Here is a 20,716-nt window from a genome sequence, read left to right on the forward strand (position 1 = left end):
ACTGAAGTCATTTCTAGGTCGAAGCCGCAATGCGATACAAACGCAAATATGGATTGCATTAATCGCCTATTTACTGGTGAACTTCGCTAAACACATGGCACAAGAAGAATGGAGTGTTCAGCGTTTACTGCGAATTATTCAGGTCAATTTATTTGAAAGGAAACATTTAAGGTCACTCTTTGCGCCTGATAAAAAATGGCGAAAACAAGAAGAACCTCAATTGAGGTTCTTCTTGTGATATTTGTGGGACAGCAGTGGACCACTCCTCCCTTTATCAAAGGGAGGTTGGGAGGGATTTTATAAAAAAAGGTACATTCAGCACCGTTTTTTATTTCAGAAAAGAAATTACATTTGTGGACGTTGTTTCAATTCATCACGGATTTCACGCAGTAACTGAATATCTTCCGGTGTTGGGGCAGGTGCTGCCGGCACTTCCTCTTTTGTACGGCGCATACGGTTTAACATTTTTACCATCAGGAACACCACCCAAGCCAAAATAATAAAGTTAATTAAAATCGTGAGGAAATTACCATAGGTCAGCACGTTAATTCCGGCTTTGGTCAATGCATCCAAAGATTGCAGATTCTCCGGATTATCCCCGAGGACGATAAATTTCTGGGTAAAATCAACGCCTCCACCCGTAATCAGGGTAATGATGGGCATGATGATATCTTTCACCAATGAGTCGACAATTTTACCGAATGCCCCGCCAATGATAACCCCGATAGCCAAATCCATTATGTTGCCCTTGATGGCAAACTCTTTAAATTCTTGAACAATACTCATACTTGACTCCTTAGACCATTTTCAGTGTTTTTATAGGGTGATAATTAATCTGTTGTTAGGGGTACTTTAGCAATTTTTGCTCACAGAGCAGTTTCATTTTGTAACTTATGCTCACAAAAAAACCGCTAACCTTAGTTAGCGGTTTTTTATATCTGCTAAACAGAAAAATTATTTACCGCGGTTACGCTTACGTTCGTTTTCAGTCAAGTAACGCTTACGGATACGAATTGATTTCGGTGTTACTTCAACCAACTCGTCATCTTCGATGAATTCAAGCGCCTGTTCAAGCGTGTATTCAATATTAGGTACAAGTGTTAAGGCATCATCAGTACCTGATGCACGTACGTTAGTGAGCTGTTTTGCTTTAGTCGGGTTAACCACCATGTCGTCAGAACGCGAGTTAATACCCACGATCATTCCTTCATAAACTTCCAACTGTGGTTTAGCAAATAGACGGCCACGGTCTTGTAGTGTGAACAATGCATAGCCCAGGCAAGTACCTTGAACCATAGAAATCAACACACCGTTTTGACGTTTAGCAACAGTACCTTGTTTCATTGGACCGTAGTGCGAGAAGCTTGATGTCATGATCCCTGTACCAGAAGTCATGGTCAAGAATTCAGAACGGAAACCGATCAAGCCACGTGAAGGAACAGTTGCTTCAATACGGATACGGCCTTTACCGTCAACTTCCATATTGGTCATCTCGCCTTTACGGTGACCCATTTGTTCCATTACAGCACCTTGATGCTGTTCTTCAACGTCAAAAGTTACGTTTTCGTACGGCTCTTGCATTTGGCCGTCGATTTCTTTCAAGATTACTTGCGGACGAGATACACCCATCTCGAAGCCTTCACGACGCATGTTTTCGATCAAAACTGAAAGGTGAAGTTCACCACGGCCAGACACTTTAAAACGGTCTGGACTGTCAGTATCTTCAACACGAAGTGCTACGTTATGAATCAATTCGCGATCTAGACGTTCACGGATGTTACGTGAAGTCACGAATTTACCTTCTTTACCAGCAAACGGTGAGTTGTTGACCTGGAACGTCATCGATACGGTAGGTTCATCTACAGACAATGGCGGTAAAGCTTCAACAGCTTTCGGATCACAGATTGTGTCAGAAATGTTGAGTGCATCAATACCCGTTACACAAACGATATCGCCTGCAGAAGCTTCTTCAACGTCAACACGATCTAGACCATGGTAACCCATGATTTTTAAGATACGGCCGTTACGCATCTTACCATCTTTATCGATCACAGTCACTTGCGTATTTAATTTCACTGAACCGCGCTGGATACGACCAACACCGATCACACCAACGAAGCTGTTATAGTCAAGTGAAGAAATCTGCATTTGGAATGGACCATCAACATCAACTGCTGGTGGCTCAACGATATCAACGATTGTTTGGAACAACGGTGTCATATCTTCAGCAAGTTCTTCTGGAGAAGGACCAGCAACACCACGAAGACCTGAAGCATAAACGATCGGGAAGTCTAACTGTTCGTCAGTACCACCAAGATTATCAAACAGATCAAAAACTTGATCGATCACCCAGTCACAACGTGCACTTGGCTTGTCGACTTTGTTGATAATCACGATTGGTTTCAAACCACGTGCAAAGGCTTTTTGTGTTACGAAGCGTGTTTGTGGCATTGGACCTTCTTGTGCGTCCACAAGTAGCAATACACAGTCTACCATCGATAATACACGTTCTACTTCACCACCGAAGTCGGCGTGCCCCGGGGTGTCGACGATGTTAATGCGGTATTCAGTATTAGTACGTTCATCTAACCATTTGATTGCAGTGTTTTTTGCAAGAATGGTAATACCACGTTCACTTTCAATAGCGCCTGAATCCATGACACGCTCAATCTCGCCCGCTCGTTCACCGAGTGCACCTGATTGTTGTAAAAGTTTGTCTACAAGAGTTGTTTTACCGTGGTCAACGTGCGCAATAATGGCAATGTTGCGGAGAGTTTTAATATCTGACATGTAAATTCGATACGCTTTAAACTTTAAATTTGAGGGCAAATTATACAGAAAAAACTAAACTTTTAGTAGTGACAGTTTATTGACAGTTACAAGTTTTTTTGACTATTCGTCCTTTTTTTCGTTTGTAAACTCCTGTAACTCGATTAGAATAACGCCAAATTGCTGTTGTACCTTTCTTACATGTCTGATTTACAAAACTCTCCCAAACAACAAGATCGTCTTGATTTGGTCTACGGATTAAACGATCGCCCCAAACCATTTATCGCTTTTCTCGCTGCCCTGCAACATTTACTTGCGATTATTGTCCCGATTGTCACCCCTGGTCTTTTGATCTGTCTTGCTTTAGGCGTTTCAAAAGAAGACACCAACATGATTCTTTCCATGTCTTTGGTAATCTCCGGGATTGCAACCTTTTTACAATGTAAAAAAGTTGGCCCTTTGGGCGCGGGTCTTTTAATTGTACAAGGCACCAGTTTTAACTTTATTGGTCCGATTATCGGCATTGGTTCAGCCATGGTCGCAGCAGGTACCCCTGTTGAAGCAGTGATGGCTTCTATTTTTGGTGTAGTAATTGCCGGCTCATTTATTGAAATGGGTGTATCACGTATTTTACCTTGGGTAAAACAACTGATCACTCCCCTTGTTACAGGTATTGTCGTCCTGCTGATTGGTTTGACCTTAATTAAGGAAGGTTTAATCAGTATGGGGGGCGGTTATCAGGCCATGGGCGATAAAACCTTTGCCAACGCCGATAACCTGATCATGTCATGTACGGTACTGGCGATTATTATTGTCCTGAACCGTGTCCGTATTACCTGGATCAAAAGCTCCGCCATTCTGATTGCCCTGATTATTGGTTATGCTCTTGCCGGCTTTATGGGCCATCTTGATTTTTCAGGCATGAAAGATGCGCCAATGGTTCAGATTCCAACACCGATGCATTTTGGTTTAAGCTTCTCTTGGAGCTTGTTTATTCCAATGGCCTTTATTTATCTGGTCACATCTTTAGAAGCGATTGGTGACATTACCGCAACTTCAAAGATTTCCAATCAGCCAGTCGATGGTCCAGTATGGATGGAGCGTATTAAAGGCGGTGTGCTGGTGAATGGTGCCAACTCTTTGCTCGCCGGCTTATTCAATACTTTCCCAAGTTCGGTATTTGCACAAAATAATGGCGTCATTCAGCTTACTGGCGTTGCAAGCCGTTATGTCGGCATCTGGATTGCAGCATTACTGGTGATTTTGGGCTTGTTACCTGCAGTTGCTGGCGTGATTCAAGCAGTTCCTCAAGCCGTGCTTGGCGGTGCAGTCATGGTGATGTTTGGTGCTGTAGCGGCTTCTGGTATTAATATCTTGTCAGGGATTCATCTTGACCGTCGTGCCCTGTTAATTATTGCCATTTCACTGGCACTCGGTTTGGGGGTTGCACAAGTCCCACAAATTTTGGAACATCTTCCTGAATTATTCCGTAACATCTTCAGTTCCGGTGTGGCGACTGGTGGTATTGCAGCATTGCTTTTAAATATTATTCTTCCTGAATCGAAGCAATAATTTCATTTCAGCATCAACTCTGCCCAGCATTGTCTGGGCAGAGTTTTTCAATGGCGAGATAAAAAATGGATCCAAGAAGTGAAGTTGTCATTCGACAGCATGAATACCTTTCTGGACGTGTGCTTTTAGTCAATGCACCGACTGATGATTTACTTTCCAATCTAGAGAAAGACATCAGCCCTTGTTTGTGGACATGGAATTATAATGAATTTCAATATTTTCAGTCACAACAGGCCGCTGTACATTTTGGGGTAGAGCTTCCTGAAGGCAGTTTTGACCAGGCCATTATCTTTGTACCGAAGTCCAAAGAACTGTTAAATTATGTCCTGCATAATGTCGTCAGCCGTCTAGGTTTAGGGGCTTCCATCTTCCTGGTGGGTGAGAAAAAAGGCGGCGTTGAACGCGCAGCCAAACAGCTACAGCCTTATGGTAAAGCCTTTAAACTGGACAGTGCACGTCATTGCCAGCTCTGGCAAGTCAAGATTGAATCGACGGTTAAAGAAAAGACTTTGGCAAATTGGGCCCAAGAATATACGGTAGCAACACCAAAAGGTGATCTCACTATTTGTGCCCTGCCCGGCGTATTCAGCCAAAATCGTTTAGATGTCGGCACAGCAGTATTCTTACCGTTTTTATCACAGGTCACTTCAGGTAAAATTGCCGACTTTGGCTGTGGTGCCGGTATTATCAGTGCTTATCTGGCCAAACTGAATCCTAAAAACCGCATTTTTGCCCTGGATGTTGATGCTTTTGCATTGGCCTCTACCCGCATGACTTTTGAAAAAAATGACCTTTCTCCCGAACAGCTTGAAATTACTGCTGTGACGGGTATTGAAGATGCGCCTCTTTTCTTGCATGCCATCGTCAGCAATCCGCCTTTCCATCAAGGTATTCAGACCAATTATGATGCCAGTGAAAGCTTGTGCAAAACTTCACGCCGTCATTTGAAATCGGGTGGTGAACTCTGGATTGTGGCAAACCGCTTTTTAAATTATCCATTACTCATTGAACAAAGCTTTGGCAAATGTACAACCAAAGCCGATCAACAAGGCTTTAAAGTGCTGTTCACTAGCACCGAAAAGAAATCTTAAGGAACAACGATGAGCGAAACTCAATCTGCACATTTACAGCGTAAGCTGGGTGCACGTCATTTGAATATGATCGCCATTGGTGGTTCTATCGGCACAGGCTTATTCCTGGCTTCTGGTGCAACCATTGCCAATGCTGGTCCAGGCGGTGCTTTATTGGCTTACTGCCTGATTGGAATCATGATTTATTTCCTGATGACCAGTCTGGGCGAGCTTGCGACCCATAACCCGACCTCAGGTGCTTTCTTTACCTACGGTACAAAATATGTAGAAGGTGGTTTTGGCTTTGCTTTGGGCTGGAACTATTGGTACAACTGGGCCATTACGGTTGCTTTTGAACTGGTTGCTGTCCAGTTTATTATGAAATTCTGGTTTCCTGATATTCCCGGATTCTACTGGAGTGCTATTTTTCTGAGCGTGATTTTTGCCATTAACTCACTCTCTGTAAAAGGCTTTGGTGAAAGTGAGTTTTTGTTCTCCCTGATTAAAGTCATTGCAATCGTTGTCTTTATTATTATTGGTATTGCCATGATTGCTAAAATCATGCTGACACCGAATATGGTGACCTTTGCCAACTGGACCAAAGGGGATGCACCTTTTGTTGGTGGTTTGCAGGCCATGATTGGTGTCGCCATGATTGCCGGATTCTCCTTTCAGGGCACAGAGATGGTGGGTGTGGCTGCGGGTGAATCGAAAGATCCTAAAAAGACCATTCCAGTAGCCATCAAGCAAATTTTCTGGCGTATTTTATTATTCTATGTAGTGTGTATTTTCATCATTGGTACACTAGTGGCTTATGATGATCCACGCCTGTTACAAGCGGCAGCAAGTGAAAACATTACCCTTTCACCTTTTACCTTATTGTATGAAAAAGTCGGTTTTGCTTTCGCCGCAGGTTTAATGAATGCCGTAATCTTAACTGCGATCCTGTCCGCAGGTAACTCAGGCATGTATTCATCCACCCGTATGCTGTTTGACATGGCACGCAAAGGCAGTGCACCAAAAATCTTTGGTAAACTGGATTCGCGTGGTGTACCCATGAATGCACTGTATGCCACCACAGCAATTGCCGCACTTTGCTTTCTCACCACTTTTATTGGGGAACAACAAGTATTTAACTGGTTGCTGAATATGTCGGGAATGTGCGGATTCATTGTATGGCTGGGTATTGCCATTTCACACTACCGTTTCCGTAAAGGTTATTTGGCACAAGGTTATAAACTGGAAGATTTAGCGTATAAAGCTAAGTTTTTCCCATTTGCCCCTTGGTTTGCCTTTATTCTTTGTACGATTGTCGTACTCGGACAGAACTATCAAGCCTTTATTACGGGTGATTGGCTCGGTGTATTGTCCACCTATATCAGTATTCCATTATTTCTAGTAATCTGGCTGGGTTATAAATGGAAAAACAAAACCAAGTTGGTTTCTTATCAAGATATGGATGTTAAACCGATGAATCCTGATCAGGACTAAATCTGGTATTTAAATAAAAAAACAGCCTAAAGGCTGTTTTTTTATTTAACTTATATCAATGATGTGCCAGAAACTCCTTCAAGGCAAAACTGACTTCATTTTTATGAGTGGTACACAACCCGTGCGGTGCTCCCTTAATTTGCTCTTCCACACCCTGTTTTAAGAGTTTAACGGTCTGCTGACTGCAAATTCCTGGCGGAACAATGTCATCTGCTGTTCCATAAAGCACCAAGGTCGGTACTGTAATCTGGGTTAAATCGTCACGTAAATCGGTTTCTGAAAAGGCGTGGATACAATCATAATGCGCCTTGATTGAACCCTGCATTGCAATACGCCAGAAATTTTGTATTACCCCTTCCGAAGTTTTATTTAACAGCTTGTCATATCCATAAAATGCTTTAGCAAAATCCAGATAAAAATCAGCTCTATTGGCCAATAAATTTGCGCGCATCTCATCAAACACGTCCGAATCTACACCGTCTGGATAATCATCTCGTTTAATCATGAGGGGAGTTACGGCTGCAATAAGTGCAAGTTTAGTGACTTTATGCTGACCATATTTTGCCGTATAACGGGTAACGACTGCCCCACCGGTAGAATGTCCGACTAAAGCGAACTCAGTTAATCCAAGATACTCAATGAGTTGATGCATATCTTGTGCATATTGATCAATGTTATGTCCAGCCCAAGGCTGACTCGAGCGTCCATGACCACGTCGATCAAATGCAATCACCCGATAGCCATGTTCTGCAAGAAATAACATCTGGTCTTCAAAAGCATCACTAGATAAAGGCCATCCATGGGAAAAGACCACAACCGGCCCCTCTCCCCAGTCCTTATAATAAATCGAGGTTCCATCTGTTGTCGTTAACATCTGTGCCATTTTTTCACCCTCTTTTTATTGTATATAGGTGTTTATTAGAACAAGATCGAAATGAAACAGTGTATTAAACAAGTTATGCTTATGTAGCGAACATAAAAAAGCAGCCGTAAGGCTGCTTTTTTAACTCAGCTCAATAATAAATTATTGAGCTGCAGGAGCTTGTTGAGCAGGTTCTGCAACAACAGTACGGCTACCAGAAATAGTCGCGAATACACGACGGTTCATAGCACGGCCTTCTTTAGTGTTGTTGTCAGCAATCGGTTGATCCCAAGCGAAACCTTGAGTAGACAAACGAGCTGGATCTACATTGTATTCATTTACAAGTGAAGATTTAACAGAGTTAGCACGAGCTAAAGATAAACGTTCGTTCAATGCACGTGGACCAGTGTTGTCTGTGTGACCTTCGATGCGAGCAGTAGCGTTTGGATATTCGACTAATTTCTCAGCAACTTTAGCGATTTCTGGTTTGTATTGGTCTTTGATGTTTGATTTGTTGGTATCAAAGAACACACGAAGTTCCATGTTAAGATCTTCAGTCAACTCTTGTGGAGCTGGTTGAACTGGAGCTACAGGCTCAACTGGAGCAACTTCTACTACAGGAGCAGCAGGCTTCAAGTGACCGCCAAGAACTACGTTAAGACCCGCTAAAGCTGTGTAGTCCCAGAATTTATTGTCAAAGTTATAAGTACTACGAGCTTCTGTACGTAGAGATAAAGCATCGTTTAAGCGCCAGAAAGCACCAAGACCTGCATTACCAATTGTGCTTTCTTCTTCCCAACCAGCAGCTTCGCCTTGACCTTCATATTTAACATGACCAGCACCTAACAATACATAAGGCTTAATTTTGCTGTCATAGTTTTTAGTGATCAAATCAGAAGTTGCATAGAAGTTACCAGCAATTTGCTGTTTTTTGTACTCAGCTACTTTAGTACCTTCAACAACATCACTTTGACGAGTAGCTTCGATATCACCTTTAACTTGAGAGTATTCAGCTTCAAAGCCTAACCATGGAGTTAGTTCAACACCAAGCGCAGCACCAACGAATAAATCGTCTTGAAGCTCAACCACATTAGAAGCATCGTCACCATCAGCATCAGAAAATAGTTTACCGTTGTTGTTGTGCTGAGTTTCGTTAAAATTATAACCAACCAATAATGGGGTAATAGTTACGCCAGCATTCGCTGCAGCTAAAGGTGCAGCAACTAGCATAGCTAGTGCGATACGACTCATTTTCATGGATTTATCCTCCAGAGATAACAATTGTTGTTCAAGCTCAAGCCTAGAATTTGGCTATTCTGAGATAGGCTTTTTTATACCCCAGTCTTATTCTTAAGCTATTCACTTTGAATCATACAAACACTTTATTTTTTTTCCAAGTGCTTGATAATTTTAATCAAGTAAATTATTGACAAAATTACTTACAATTTCCGTTGTAATTCGGTAATTTTTTACTCAATTTATTCTGATGAATAGCTTATTGTCACTTGCAAATTATTTTAACAGCTTTCTTATAAAGTTGAGAAATAAATATTACCTGCAAAAAAACAATTAAAAAACAAAACATTAATAACATACATAATTAAAAAAAAATATATTACAGGATTATTTTCAATGCTTTTTCAACAAAAAAATGGCTTCACATTAGTTGAACTCATCGTTACTTTGGCTATTTTTGCAATTCTGGCAACAATCGCTTTACCTTATTTTCAAGACATAAAAGCCAAACAGGAAGTCAACGCCACCACCAATAAACTGATTTCAACAATTCAATTGGCTAAATCTCAAGCTACGCTCTATCATAGCAATGTAGTGTTATGTCCCAGTGAAAATAAAATGAATTGTCAAACAAACCAATGGACTGCCGGTTTACTGGTTTTTCTCGACAGCAATAAAAATAGACAAATTGATACAGGTGAAAAAATTATCTATACAGAATCAACCAATTTAAAATATGGGCACTTAGACTGGAGAGGAACTTTGAGTGTTCCCAGTTTAACTTTTCAAGCTGAAAATGGCCTGCCTATAGGTTCAAATGGTAGTTTTTATTATTGTTCAATGGTTTCTGATCATCATCGGAAGCTGGTTCTGAGTGCGATGGGACATATGCGGATAGAAAACCTATCGAGCTGCTAAAAAACTTATCAGTCTAAAGACATCCTACAATCTTTGTTTATTCCGGCTCATTTTTCAATATACTGCTTAAGCTTGGAAAGTAATTCCCTAAAAAAATCAATCTCGGAGAAAGAACAATGACAGACATCGTAATCGTAAATGGGGCACGTACTGCAATGGGCGGCTTCCAAGGTAGCTTGGCCAGTGTAACAGCCCCAGAACTTGGAGCAGCATGTATCAAAGAAGCGATTGCACGTGCTGGATTACAAGCAACCGATGTCGAAGAAGTCATTATGGGCTGCGTGTTGCCTGCCGGCTTAAAGCAAGGACCAGCCCGTCAGGCAATGCGCAAAGCCGGCTTACCTGATTCAACTGGTGCAGTCACTATTAACAAACTATGCGGTTCAGGTATGAAAGCAGTGATGCAAGCGGCCGATATGATAAAAGCCGGTTCTGCTGAAATTGTGGTTGCAGGTGGCATGGAGTCTATGACCAATGCTCCTTATGTATTGCCTAAAGCGCGTGGTGGTTTGCGCATGGGTCATGCTGAAATTAAAGACCATATGTTCTTAGATGGTCTTGAAGATGCGGAAACAGGCCGTTTAATGGGTTCTTTTGCACAAGACATGGCAAATACTCGTGGCTATACGCGTGAACAAATGGATGACTTTGCAATTCGTTCATTAGAACGTGCACAAAAAGCCGTGAACGAAGGTTATTTTGCTGATGAAATCGTGCCTGTAACCATATCTACCCGTAAAGGCGATGTAGTGGTTGATAAAGATGAACAACCGTTCAATGTCAATATTACGAAAATTCCAACACTTCGCCCTGCCTTTGCTAAAGACGGCACCATTACTGCGGCCAATGCCAGCTCAATTTCGGACGGTGCATCTGCACTAGTTTTAACTTCGAGTGATAATGCTGCAGCAAAAGGCCTAAAGCCGCTGGCTAAAATTGTGGCCTATGCTTCAAATTCTCAACATCCATCTGAGTTCACCATTGCTCCGGTCGGTGCCATTCAGAAAGTTTTAAATAAAACCGGTTGGGATGCTCAAGACGTCGATCTTTGGGAGATTAACGAAGCTTTTGCCATGGTGACCATGTGTCCAATGGATGACTTCAAACTTGATCCAGCTAAAGTCAACATTAACGGTGGTGCTTGTGCCCTTGGTCATCCGGTTGGCTCTACAGGTTCGCGTATTATCTTGACGCTCATTCATGCTTTAAAACGTACTGGTGGTAAAAAAGGGATTGCTACCCTGTGTATTGGTGGTGGTGAAGCGACTGCTGTAGCGATTGAACTGCTTTAATTGCTTTGAAGTCTGCCTTAATTAAAGAGGGAGTCAGGTAATGCCCCTCTCTTTAACTATCTTTTCTCCTTGAGGAAGATAAAAAATCCCTCTGTTGAGGGATTTTTTATGCTTACACTTTTTTATATTTTCATCATCTAAATTTAAGCTTAAGCCTGCTAGATTAGAACCATCAAAACAACAACAAAGGCTTTTCATGCAACTCAATCATTATCTTAATTTCCAAGGCGAAACCGAAGCAGCATTTAACTTTTATAAATCTGTTTTTGGTGGCGAGTTTTCCAATCTGACCCGTTATGGTGAATTGCCAGCGCAAGAAGGTATCACGCTATCTGAGGCAGATAAAAATCTTATTCTGCATGTATCCTTACTGATTAATGCATTCACAGAACTGATGGGATCTGACATCAATGATCAATTCTGTGCACAGACCAATAGCGTTTTCACTCAAGGGAATAATCACTATATTTCAATTAATCTCAATGCCCATGAGCAGGCAGAAGCAAAACGCTTATTTGATGCTTTATCTGTGAATGGACAAATAGAAATGCCTTTAGAAAAGACATTTTGGGGTGCACTCTATGGCGCCTTTACCGATCAGTTCGGGATTAAATGGATGGTCAATTGCCAATTAGAAGCCATGTAATCTCGGTTTTTTATTTAAACATGCATAAAAAAGCCGGAATCAATCCGGCTTTTTAACATTTGCTTAAAACAATCAAGCACCTGTTTGATAATGTGCTTTTGGCACTGCAGTTGAAGCTTGATAAGGATTAGTGAAATCACCCAAACCTGCAGCAGCTTCAGCAATATCTTTACCTTCTTTAATCACGAAAGTATCAAAACCTGAACGCTTCATATAGTTCAACACGTCTTTGAATACATCGCCAGTGGCACGAAGTTCACCTTGGTAACCTTGACGACGAAGCAATGCTGCAAAAGAATAACCACGGCCATCATTAAAACCAGCAAATTCAATAAAGATTGCATCTAACTGATCAAGCGGAAATTCGTGGGTTTCAGGAGAGGCATCTACAGTGATGTAAAGTGCTTTTTTACCTGAAACATGGGCAATCTGGTCTAACTGTTCAACCGTTAAAACCACGTCACCCTTTGGTAATACGCCATCTTCACCAATTAACTGGTAAGTATTGTCTGCAATCGTGCCATCTTTAGAGAGCACTTGTAGTGCGGTATTAAGCATATGCACGCTCCTTAAATGGTTGAATGCCAACACGGCGGTAAGTATCAATAAACTCTTCACCGTCATTTCGAAGGTCAAGATAGGTATTTAGAATTTCTTCCACTACATCTGGAATACGGTCTGCTGCAAATGATGGCCCAAGGATGTCACCAATTGAAGCATCATGGTCAGCATTACCACCAAGCGTGATTTGGTAGAATTCTGCACCTTTTTTGTCTACACCCAAAATACCGATATTACCGACATGGTGGTGACCGCAGGCATTCATACAACCTGAAATATTGAGATCCAATTTACCTAGGTTGTAAATAGTATCCAGATCATCAAAACGGCGTGAAATCGCTTCTGAAATAGGAATAGATTTTGCGTTTGCAAGCGAGCAGAAGTCACCACCTGGGCAGCAGATGATATCGGTCAAGAAACCAATATGCGCACGAGCCAGATTGTGCTGATCCAAGATCTGCCACAATTCAAACAAGTCTTTTTGCGGCACATCCACCAAGGCAATATTTTGTTCGTGGGTGGTACGGAACTCGCCGAAGGTGTACTTGTCTGCAAGATCTGCAATCAGGTTCATCTCTTCAACGGTCATATCACCAGGAGCAATACCGGCACGTTTTAGAGAAATCGTGACAATACGATAACCTTGCACTTTATGCGCATTGGTATTGATATTAAACCATTGCTTGAACTTCGGATGCGCTGCAAACTGCTCAGTAAAGTCTTCATCGGCATAGTCTTGGTAAGCAAATGGCGTGAAGTTCTGATCCATTTTTGCCAAGGTGTCTGCATCGATTTTCAAAGTCTTGATGGTATGTGCAAATTCAGCTTCCACTTTTTCTGCAAATACGGCAGGCGTTAACGCTTTTACCAAAATCTTGATACGGGCTTTATATTTGTTGTCACGACGACCATGCAAGTTATACACACGCAGTACCGCTTCCAAATACGCAATTAAATCTTCACGTGGCAGGAAGTCACGGATAAAGCTGCCAATCACCGGGGTACGGCCCAAGCCACCACCGACTTTGATTTTATAGCCCATCTCGCCTGCTTCATTACGCACGATGTAAACACCGATGTCGTGGAATGACGTTGCCGCACGGTCAGTTTCTTCCAATGCAGAAACCGCAATTTTGAACTTACGTGGCAAGAAGGCAAATTCCGGATGGAAGGTTGACCACTGACGGATCAATTCACAAGTCGGACGTGGGTCAGCCACTTCACCGGCAACCACACCTGCATACTGGTCAGTGGTGGTATTACGGATACAGTTACCAGAGGTCTGGATGGCATGCATTTGTACAGATGCCAGTTCTTGCAGCATGTCCGGTACGTTCTCTAGTGCAGGCCAGTTAAACTGAATGTTTTGACGTGTTGATACGTGTGCATAACCACGGTCATAGTCTTGAGCCAATTGCGCAATTTTACGCAATTGTTTTGAATTCATCAGACCGTAAGGCACTGCAACACGCAACATTGGCGCATAACGTTGTACATAAAGGCCGTTTTGCAGACGAAGCGGACGATATTCATCTTCCGTCAATTTACCGGCTAAATAACGTTCCGTTTGGTCACGGAATTGTGCAACACGTTCATTGACCAGTTGCTGGTCAAAATCAGTATATAAATACATGGCGTACAGCTAGTAGTTTCTATTATAACGGCGGACAGCATAACGAGATTTGATCTATCAACAAAATGCGTTTTTTACATATTTCATAGCGATTTTATTGATAAGTGTGTCTAAGCTGCACGGATATAAAGCCTTTCAGCCTTTTTTAATTCATTTTCAACGATATTGCTTATTTTATTTATTCTTTAGCATTTATTTTCATAAAAAAGCCCGACGAATCGGACTTTTCAAATTTAACCGAATAAATAGGTAGCTTATTTTTTATCGGGTAAGGCATAAGCCACGATAGAGTCGCCCATTTTGGTGCCAAATGAACCATGACCACCAGCCATAATGACTACATATTGTTTACCATTGGCTTCATATGTCATTGGCGTTGCCTGACCACCTGCTGGTAGACGGCCTTTCCAGAGTTCATCACCATTGGTGACGTTAATGGCACGGATATAGTTATCCTGTGTCGCAGCAACAAACATGAGATTACCTGCTGTCGAGATTGGACCGCCCAGCATTGGCACCCCCATTTTAAATGGCGGTAATGGAATACCCGGCATACTGTCACGAATGCTACCTATCCGGCGTTTCCAGGCCACTTCATGGGTGTTTAAATCGACACCTGCCACATACCCCCAAGCCGGCTGTTTACACGGCAGCCCGAATGGAGAAAGGAATGCACTGATTTCAACTCCATAAGGCACACCATACATGGGCTGAACACCTTGTTCAGTCCCCGCGCCTTTGGCTGTTTGCTTACGGTTCGGATCTTCAGGGATCAGTCTGGACACAAATGGCAAGCCAATCGGGTTCATTACTGCAATTTGCCGGTCGGGGTTGACCGACATCCCGCCCCATTCAAACACACCCAGGTTACCCGGGAATACCAGCGTACCATTTTCAGAAGGTGGCGTATAAATGCCCTCATAGTTTAATTTCTTGAACGCTACACGGCACATTAACTGGTCAAACATGGTGGCACCCCACATTTGTTTGTCGGTTAATTTTTCTTTCGGTGCCAGGTCAAAATCAGAGAATGGTTGAGTTGGTGAATAACGTTCGCCTTTGGTTTGTGCGCCGCGTTTTACCGTTTGCGGCACCGGCCTCTCTGTAATCGGAACGATTGCCTTACCCGTACGACGGTCCAGCACAAAAGCATTCCCTGTTTTCGTCAGCACATAGATTGCAGGAACAAGATTGCCAGATTTATCTTTAATGTCAGCTAAAGTCGGCTGCGCTGGTACATCCATATCCCATAAGTCATGATGGGTGGTTTGGAAATTCCAGACTAGCTTCCCGGTAGAGGCGTTCAGCGCCAGCATGGAGTTGGCATAGCGTTCATCCAGTTCGGTACGGTGCCCGCCATAAATATCTGGCGTACCGACACCCGTAGGTACATAGACCATATCCAGTTTTGCATCATAGGCTAATGGTGCCCAGGCATTGGGGGAGTTATGAACAAATTTCTGGCCTGGCGCAGGAATGGCATTTGGATCTTCAGCACCGGTATCGAATACCCAAAGCAGTTCACCGCTATTGACGTCATAACCGCGGATCACACCTGATGGCTCTTCAGTCGAATAGTTATCGGTGGTTGAACCGCCAATAATAATGGTTGTACCTGTAACCACTGGCGGAGAGGTCGGGATATAACCGCCCGGGTATGGAAATGGCATGTCTTTTTGCAGATCGACTTCGCCATTTTTACCAAAGTCAGTACACGCCTTGCCCGTGTCGGCATTGATCGCGACAAGACGGCCATCATTCACCGGCAAAATCACTTTCTTAGAGCAATCGGCTGAAGCTGTTTTCTTGGCAGCAAGACTGGCTTCGAAGCCTGCCGTGCTATTGGCATCATAATAAGACACACCACGGCAAGTTAAATGTTGATAGGTATTATCAGCACGTAATTTAGGATCATAAGTCCATTTGGCTTGACCTGTTGCCGGATCAAGTGCGGTCAATTTCTGGTGAGTTGTACAAATGTACATATTGTCACCCACTTTAATTGGTGTTACCTGATTGGTGGTTTCACCAGAGTCATTTTCAGTTTTGAATTCACCAGTGTGATATTCCCAGGCCACTTGCAAATCTTTTACGTTTTCAGAATTAATTTGCTTTAACGGAGAATAGCGTAAACCGGACTGGGTCCGGCCATACGCCGGCCAGTCACCATCTTCAATCCCCGGAATAGGCTGTGATGTTGCAGGCTGTTTAGTGCTTAACTCGCCACGAATTTCCTGTGGATCATTAAATACCGAGTAAATCATCACGGCAATGGTGAGGGCCAATGTGCCTGCAAGAACCAGTTTTGCCCCTTTGGGATGTTCAAATCCGCGAGTCACCGCAGGAATAAGTAATAAAAGACCAAATAGTCCTAAAATGTCCAGACGAGGTGCCAACGCAAAGAAGTCAGAGCCCACTTCCCAAAGCCCCCACACCACAGTCCCTAATAGCAGCGCCGCGTAAATCAGCAGTGCCGAGCTTTTTAATTTGTGTAATAAAACTGCAGTAGCAATGAAGAATAGACCTGCGATGATGTAGTACCAAGACCCACCAAGCACTGCAAGATATATTCCTCCAATCAGCAGTACTAAACCGAAAATGATGGCCACAACAGCCAAAATCGTTTTTAGCCCTGAACCTGACGATGGAGTACTCATATTGACCACCTATTTTTAGAATTCTTTTAAAGCTCATACCTAAAGTTAAATATGAGCACCTTTTTAATTTTTAGATTTTAAATATCTGGATTAAACCGATCTGCAAAAGAAAGTTGTGCTCCAAGCATCGAATGATAAAACCCAAGTACTTATCATCTAGAAAATAGACATCTAGAAACTAAAACGCTGTTTGTAGCTTAATACCGCCCACCCAGGCATTTTCGCCATTTTTATATGCACCAACCTGATGGATATATTGAATATTTGGACGGATAGTGAGCCAGTTTGTTGCATGAATAGCGTAGTAAATTTCCGTATCGTATTCTTCGTTCTGTAGGCCACCGGCATCCACACTGTTATTGTGAATGTTCGCATCATTGACATCGTCATTGATCTTGATGCGGGCTATACCGATCGCAATCTCGTCCTGAGGACGAAAGTCCATTAAACCTTTATAAACCAGACCCATATTTTGCATGTCACTGACTTTGTTTATGTCACAATCATGTACAGTTAAGTTTACAAAAGCACTCAGACCGCGAGATGAATCACCGTTATGTGCAGTCAGTTGCTGTTTGGCCACAACCCAGCCGCCTTGTTTGTGCTCAGTTTGCGATGCTTCTTTTATTTCTGTAGCATCGGCGATGCTGTAGTAATAACCGACACGGTATTCACCCGGAAGTTTTGCCACGCCGAGTTTCGGCGTCCAAACCACTTCAGCAGGAATAATCGCACCATGAGAACCATCGGTACTTAAATTGAAGCCTTTGCCTCGTTCAAGGTTTTCAGGGTTATATTCATAGGCACCGACCTGGGCATAGACGTCAGGAGTGAAGTTATATTTCGCTCGGGCAGCCCATTGACTCACTGGCCAGTTGTACCACTGATCACTGACCCAGTTCCCCACTTGAGAACCACAAAGCGCCAGATTCTGGAAATCACAATCAAAACTGTTGAAATCTTCACCCTCACCAAAGCGCCCCACTTTGAGATCCAGTTTTTGTTCCAGGAATTTTTTCTTGATCCAGAAGTCCGTTAAACGCCAGGTTTGCCCACGGCCCCAAACTTCTTGTACCGAACTGAGATGACCATTTAAGGCAGCTGAACTATTCGACAGACTACGGCCATTACGTTCGGTCACGGTTATTTGCGCTTCAGTGTCTTGCCAGCCTAGAATTCTGTTTAAATCGAAGTGGACACCGATTGCAAACTGATCTGCGTATTCAGTGCCATGACTGGAATAATGATCTGAGTCCAGTAGAGTCGCAACTTCGCCGGTATAACCCAGACTGAAGTCATAACCTTTTTGTTGTAATGCTATACGTTGACCATTCCAGTCACCAAACATCCACGGGCTTTGTGAATCAAATGCATTGCCTGCATTTACAGTATGTAATGCACCGCTTAAAGAGATCAGGCTCACACCGACACCGAACGTGCTCCATAACTTCTTCACAGCCGCTCACCTTTATATTATTTTTTTCTAATACTGATGCTACTCCTGTTTTTTATTTAACATTGGGCGCAAATTGTGAATACATTGTTTTTCAATGTTAATGTTTTTAATCTATGTGAAAACTACCAGTTTCCGGCGCCTAAATGCTGTCCTATATATAAATATTCTGCCTGAGAGCGGGAAAATTTAATCGGACAGGCCAACTGGGTTTCCGTCTGCTTGCTGTCCGGAGCCAGCGGCACGTCTATTGCCCATTTTCGTTCTTGAGCCAAACGAGAATCCAAGGCTTCATCCAGAGTTAAAACAGGCTCTACACACACATCCTGATCGGCAAAGATCACTTGCCACTCTTGCCAAGTTTTCGATTGAATCTTTTCCTGAAGCGCCCGCTTGACTACGTGCTGATCTGCCGGGTCAAACGAAGCCCCTTTTTCACCAAGGATGGGAAGATCCAAAATGTGTGCCAAGCCCGACATAAACTGTGGCTCCAAACTCCCAATCGATAAATAACGGCCATCCTGAGTCTGGTAATAGTCATAAAAACTGCCGCCATTTAAATACGACTGTTCGGGAAATTGTTTGGTATTTCCTGCCAATGTGGCAGCCGCTGCCATATTATTTAAAGTGGCTACACAATCGGTCATCGAAATATCAATATATTGTCCCAAACCGCTGCGCTCACGTTCCACCACGGCAGCCAAAATCCCAATGACCGCATGTAAGGAGCCTCCAGCAACATCGGCGACCTGTATACCCAATGCTGGTGGTCCACCCTCTTGCCGGCCACTATGTCCGGCAATTCCAGCCAAGGCCAAATAATTTATATCGTGTCCGGCCTTATCTTTATAACTTCCGGTCTGTCCATAGCCAGTAATGGAGCAATAAATTAGTCGAGGGTTCAATGCTGCAAGCGTGGCGTAGTCGAGGCCCAGGCGCTGCATCACCCCCGGCCGAAACTGCTCGACCACAATATCGTATTCAGTAATCTTCTGTTTAATCAGTTCAATGTTGTGCGGATCTTTTAAATCCAGAGTAACCGACTGTTTATTACGGTTTAAATAACTGTGCGCCGTTGCCTGTCCATGGGCATAAGGCGGCAATAACCGAATCAGGTCTGTCCGTGTAGGTGATTCAATGTGGATCACTTCTGCACCGAGGTCTGCCAGATACAAAGTGGCAAATGGACCCGGGAGTAAAGTTGAAAAATCAAGTACTTTTAATCCTTTTAAAGCCGTAGTCATGTCCGTTTTTTCTCTTTTTATGTTGATTTTATATGCATATTAGAAATATAAAACTCATAAAACAATGTCATGTTCAGCCATTTACCTTGATCATTTCGGCAATTTAAGATGTAAATAGGGTGCAACAACTATTGTAAATTGCCACCCAAACAATTTTTAGCGTCATTTAGGTCAACTGCAAGTGAATATAAAAGAGAAAGAGACTGAAGGATTTAATATGAGTCGCGATACGATTAGTATCCACTTCGTCAATGCGGCTTTAACCGGCGTAAAACGTCTGGGCATGGATGTCGAAACTTTATTGTCACATGTCGGCATTGAAGCGGAATTATTACGTCAACCTAAAGCCCGTATTTCTCCGGAACAATATACCCGATTTATTCAAATGCTCTGGATGGTGACTCAGGACGAACATGTCGGCTTTGATATACAGCCACGTCGTCTGGGCACTTTTGCCATTATGTGTCAGTTGATTATTCATGCGAAAACGCTAGGAGATGCCTTAGAGCTTTCTTCCCAGTTTTATAAACTGTTTGGCGATGAATGGTCTGTGACTCTGGAACGTGACAAACACGAAGCGCGCTTGGTTCCGCTTATTCCTAAAAGCATGGATCCCGATCACTTCATTACCGAAAGCATGCTGATGATCTGGCACGGTCTGGCCTCTTGGCTCATCGAACGCCGTCTGCCACTCGAACGGGTTCATTTTGGCTACCCACGTCCTGCACATGCCGATGAATATGATGCCCTGTTCTTCGCACCGGTGATGCAATTCGATGCACCACGTACCGAAATTACCTTTGCCGCAGACTATCTGGATCTTCCGCTGCGTCAAAATGAAGAAACGCTGGAAGAATTCCTCAAAGCGGCCCCTGCACAGTTGCTGGTTAAATTCAAAAACACCAACTCGCTGACTTCTCGTATCCGTGAAGTGTTAAAGAGCCAGATTGGTGAAGAAATGCCAACACTCAACGATGTGGCTTCGATGTTGTATCTTTCTCCACAAACTTTGCGTCGCCGTCTGGCTGCGGAAGGCAAAAGCTATCAGGGCGTGAAAGATGCCTTGCGCCGTGATGCCGCCATTCACCTGCTGCTGAATCCAGGTTTGACCCTCGAAGATGTCGCACAGCAGGTCGGTTTTAGTGAAACCAGTACCTTCCACCGTGCCTTTAAAAAATGGACAGGGGTGACTCCAGGTTTATATCGTCAGTTGCATGGTTATCACTGATCAACCCTTAATCTTTTCAGTTTCTCTGTATGCCCAAGTTTCGACTTGGGCTTTTTTTATTGACCAAAAACATCATCTGACCTG

At 43.1% G+C, this 20,716-nt stretch carries 16 protein-coding genes and 1 pseudogene; 8 read left to right on the top strand and 9 right to left on the bottom strand.

The genetic code is table 11. The annotated features are described in order from the left end of the window. A pseudogene (locus tag B9T38_RS04615) lies at nucleotides 1–238 on the top strand (IS4 family transposase); the annotation flags it as partial. A 107-nt stretch (nucleotides 239–345) separates the two neighbouring features. Here B9T38_RS04615 and mscL read toward each other — a convergent pair. Both mscL and typA read right to left on the bottom strand, forming a co-directional pair. After that, a complete protein-coding gene (mscL, locus tag B9T38_RS04620) occupies nucleotides 346–786 on the bottom strand; it encodes a large conductance mechanosensitive channel protein MscL (protein WP_086195684.1) in 441 nt (146 codons plus the stop codon). Between the two features lie 168 nt (nucleotides 787–954). Then, the gene (gene typA / locus B9T38_RS04625) at nucleotides 955–2,790 is read right to left on the bottom strand and encodes a translational GTPase TypA (RefSeq protein ID WP_086195685.1); all 1,836 of its coding nucleotides are present in this window, start codon (nucleotides 2,788–2,790) and stop codon (nucleotides 955–957) included. A 180-nt stretch (nucleotides 2,791–2,970) separates the two neighbouring features. Between typA and B9T38_RS04630 the strand changes: the two genes are divergently transcribed. From B9T38_RS04630 to B9T38_RS04640, 3 genes are all read left to right on the top strand, one after another. After that, the gene (locus B9T38_RS04630) at nucleotides 2,971–4,341 is read left to right on the top strand and encodes a uracil-xanthine permease family protein (protein WP_086195686.1); all 1,371 of its coding nucleotides are present in this window, start codon (nucleotides 2,971–2,973) and stop codon (nucleotides 4,339–4,341) included. Nucleotides 4,342–4,406: 65 nt separating this feature from the next. Further along, on the top strand, nucleotides 4,407–5,432 hold the full coding sequence (locus tag B9T38_RS04635; RefSeq protein WP_086195687.1) for a methyltransferase: 1,026 nt from the start codon (nucleotides 4,407–4,409) through the stop codon (nucleotides 5,430–5,432). A 9-nt stretch (nucleotides 5,433–5,441) separates the two neighbouring features. Then, a complete protein-coding gene (locus B9T38_RS04640; RefSeq protein WP_086195688.1) occupies nucleotides 5,442–6,902 on the top strand; it encodes an amino acid permease in 1,461 nt (486 codons plus the stop codon). A 55-nt stretch (nucleotides 6,903–6,957) separates the two neighbouring features. On the opposite strand, the gene B9T38_RS04645 is transcribed toward B9T38_RS04640, so the two are convergent. Beyond that, complete coding sequence (locus tag B9T38_RS04645; RefSeq protein ID WP_086195689.1) at nucleotides 6,958–7,785, bottom strand: alpha/beta fold hydrolase; 828 nt, start codon at nucleotides 7,783–7,785, stop codon at nucleotides 6,958–6,960. Nucleotides 7,786–7,926: 141 nt separating this feature from the next. Further along, nucleotides 7,927–9,021, bottom strand: coding sequence for an outer membrane protein Omp38 (omp38, locus tag B9T38_RS04650; protein WP_086195690.1), 1,095 nt, complete (start codon nucleotides 9,019–9,021; stop codon nucleotides 7,927–7,929). 375 nt (nucleotides 9,022–9,396) lie between these two features. On the opposite strand from omp38, the gene B9T38_RS04655 reads away from it, so the two are divergent. From B9T38_RS04655 to B9T38_RS04665, 3 genes are all read left to right on the top strand, one after another. Continuing rightward, nucleotides 9,397–9,918: a GspH/FimT family pseudopilin gene (locus B9T38_RS04655; protein WP_086195691.1), complete on the top strand. Its 522-nt coding sequence runs from the start codon at nucleotides 9,397–9,399 to the stop codon at nucleotides 9,916–9,918. Between the two features lie 116 nt (nucleotides 9,919–10,034). Beyond that, nucleotides 10,035–11,210: a thiolase family protein gene (locus tag B9T38_RS04660; protein ID WP_086195692.1), complete on the top strand. Its 1,176-nt coding sequence runs from the start codon at nucleotides 10,035–10,037 to the stop codon at nucleotides 11,208–11,210. Nucleotides 11,211–11,406: 196 nt separating this feature from the next. Further along, nucleotides 11,407–11,856: a VOC family protein gene (locus tag B9T38_RS04665; protein WP_086195693.1), complete on the top strand. Its 450-nt coding sequence runs from the start codon at nucleotides 11,407–11,409 to the stop codon at nucleotides 11,854–11,856. 72 nt (nucleotides 11,857–11,928) lie between these two features. On the opposite strand, the gene B9T38_RS04670 is transcribed toward B9T38_RS04665, so the two are convergent. The 5 genes from B9T38_RS04670 to B9T38_RS04690 form a co-directional block, all read right to left on the bottom strand. Beyond that, the gene (locus tag B9T38_RS04670; RefSeq protein WP_086195694.1) at nucleotides 11,929–12,414 is read right to left on the bottom strand and encodes a DUF934 domain-containing protein; all 486 of its coding nucleotides are present in this window, start codon (nucleotides 12,412–12,414) and stop codon (nucleotides 11,929–11,931) included. Continuing rightward, nucleotides 12,407–14,050 (bottom strand): nitrite/sulfite reductase, encoded by a 1,644-nt coding sequence (locus B9T38_RS04675; RefSeq protein ID WP_086195695.1) that lies wholly within the window; start codon nucleotides 14,048–14,050, stop codon nucleotides 12,407–12,409. The genes B9T38_RS04670 and B9T38_RS04675 overlap by 8 nt, the downstream gene beginning before the upstream one ends. Nucleotides 14,051–14,304: 254 nt before the next feature. Beyond that, entirely contained in the window at nucleotides 14,305–16,707 is a 2,403-nt protein-coding gene (locus B9T38_RS04680; protein WP_086195696.1) for a glucose/quinate/shikimate family membrane-bound PQQ-dependent dehydrogenase, read from the bottom strand. Nucleotides 16,708–16,885: 178 nt separating this feature from the next. Further along, nucleotides 16,886–18,130, bottom strand: a complete 1,245-nt coding sequence (locus B9T38_RS04685; protein ID WP_251992210.1) for a carbohydrate porin — start codon at nucleotides 18,128–18,130, stop codon at nucleotides 16,886–16,888. Nucleotides 18,131–18,285: 155 nt separating this feature from the next. Then, the gene (locus tag B9T38_RS04690; RefSeq protein ID WP_086195698.1) at nucleotides 18,286–19,404 is read right to left on the bottom strand and encodes a CaiB/BaiF CoA transferase family protein; all 1,119 of its coding nucleotides are present in this window, start codon (nucleotides 19,402–19,404) and stop codon (nucleotides 18,286–18,288) included. A 217-nt stretch (nucleotides 19,405–19,621) separates the two neighbouring features. Between B9T38_RS04690 and B9T38_RS04695 the strand changes: the two genes are divergently transcribed. Next, nucleotides 19,622–20,632, top strand: coding sequence for an AraC family transcriptional regulator (locus tag B9T38_RS04695; protein WP_086195699.1), 1,011 nt, complete (start codon nucleotides 19,622–19,624; stop codon nucleotides 20,630–20,632). Nucleotides 20,633–20,716 lie beyond the last annotated feature (84 nt).

The sequence above is a fragment of the Acinetobacter sp. ANC 4218 genome, assembly GCF_002135245.1.
In the GTDB taxonomy this organism is placed as follows: domain Bacteria; phylum Pseudomonadota; class Gammaproteobacteria; order Pseudomonadales; family Moraxellaceae; genus Acinetobacter.

What these genes read in the sequence shown, in the direction of transcription:
- B9T38_RS04630 (WP_086195686.1), top strand. Translation starts at nt 2,971, where the DNA reads ATGTCTGATTTACAAAACTCTCCCAAACAACAAGATCGTCTTGATTTG.
- B9T38_RS04655 (WP_086195691.1), top strand. Translation starts at nt 9,397, where the DNA reads ATGCTTTTTCAACAAAAAAATGGCTTCACATTAGTTGAACTCATCGTT.
- B9T38_RS04690 (WP_086195698.1), bottom strand. Translation starts at nt 19,404, where the DNA reads ATGACTACGGCTTTAAAAGGATTAAAAGTACTTGATTTTTCAACTTTA.
- B9T38_RS04635 (WP_086195687.1), top strand. Translation starts at nt 4,407, where the DNA reads ATGGATCCAAGAAGTGAAGTTGTCATTCGACAGCATGAATACCTTTCT.
- B9T38_RS04695 (WP_086195699.1), top strand. Translation starts at nt 19,622, where the DNA reads ATGAGTCGCGATACGATTAGTATCCACTTCGTCAATGCGGCTTTAACC.
- omp38 (WP_086195690.1), bottom strand. Translation starts at nt 9,021, where the DNA reads ATGAAAATGAGTCGTATCGCACTAGCTATGCTAGTTGCTGCACCTTTA.
- B9T38_RS04680 (WP_086195696.1), bottom strand. Translation starts at nt 16,707, where the DNA reads ATGAGTACTCCATCGTCAGGTTCAGGGCTAAAAACGATTTTGGCTGTT.
- B9T38_RS04645 (WP_086195689.1), bottom strand. Translation starts at nt 7,785, where the DNA reads ATGGCACAGATGTTAACGACAACAGATGGAACCTCGATTTATTATAAG.
- mscL (WP_086195684.1), bottom strand. Translation starts at nt 786, where the DNA reads ATGAGTATTGTTCAAGAATTTAAAGAGTTTGCCATCAAGGGCAACATA.
- B9T38_RS04660 (WP_086195692.1), top strand. Translation starts at nt 10,035, where the DNA reads ATGACAGACATCGTAATCGTAAATGGGGCACGTACTGCAATGGGCGGC.
- typA (WP_086195685.1), bottom strand. Translation starts at nt 2,790, where the DNA reads ATGTCAGATATTAAAACTCTCCGCAACATTGCCATTATTGCGCACGTT.
- B9T38_RS04675 (WP_086195695.1), bottom strand. Translation starts at nt 14,050, where the DNA reads ATGTATTTATATACTGATTTTGACCAGCAACTGGTCAATGAACGTGTT.
- B9T38_RS04640 (WP_086195688.1), top strand. Translation starts at nt 5,442, where the DNA reads ATGAGCGAAACTCAATCTGCACATTTACAGCGTAAGCTGGGTGCACGT.
- B9T38_RS04665 (WP_086195693.1), top strand. Translation starts at nt 11,407, where the DNA reads ATGCAACTCAATCATTATCTTAATTTCCAAGGCGAAACCGAAGCAGCA.
- B9T38_RS04670 (WP_086195694.1), bottom strand. Translation starts at nt 12,414, where the DNA reads ATGCTTAATACCGCACTACAAGTGCTCTCTAAAGATGGCACGATTGCA.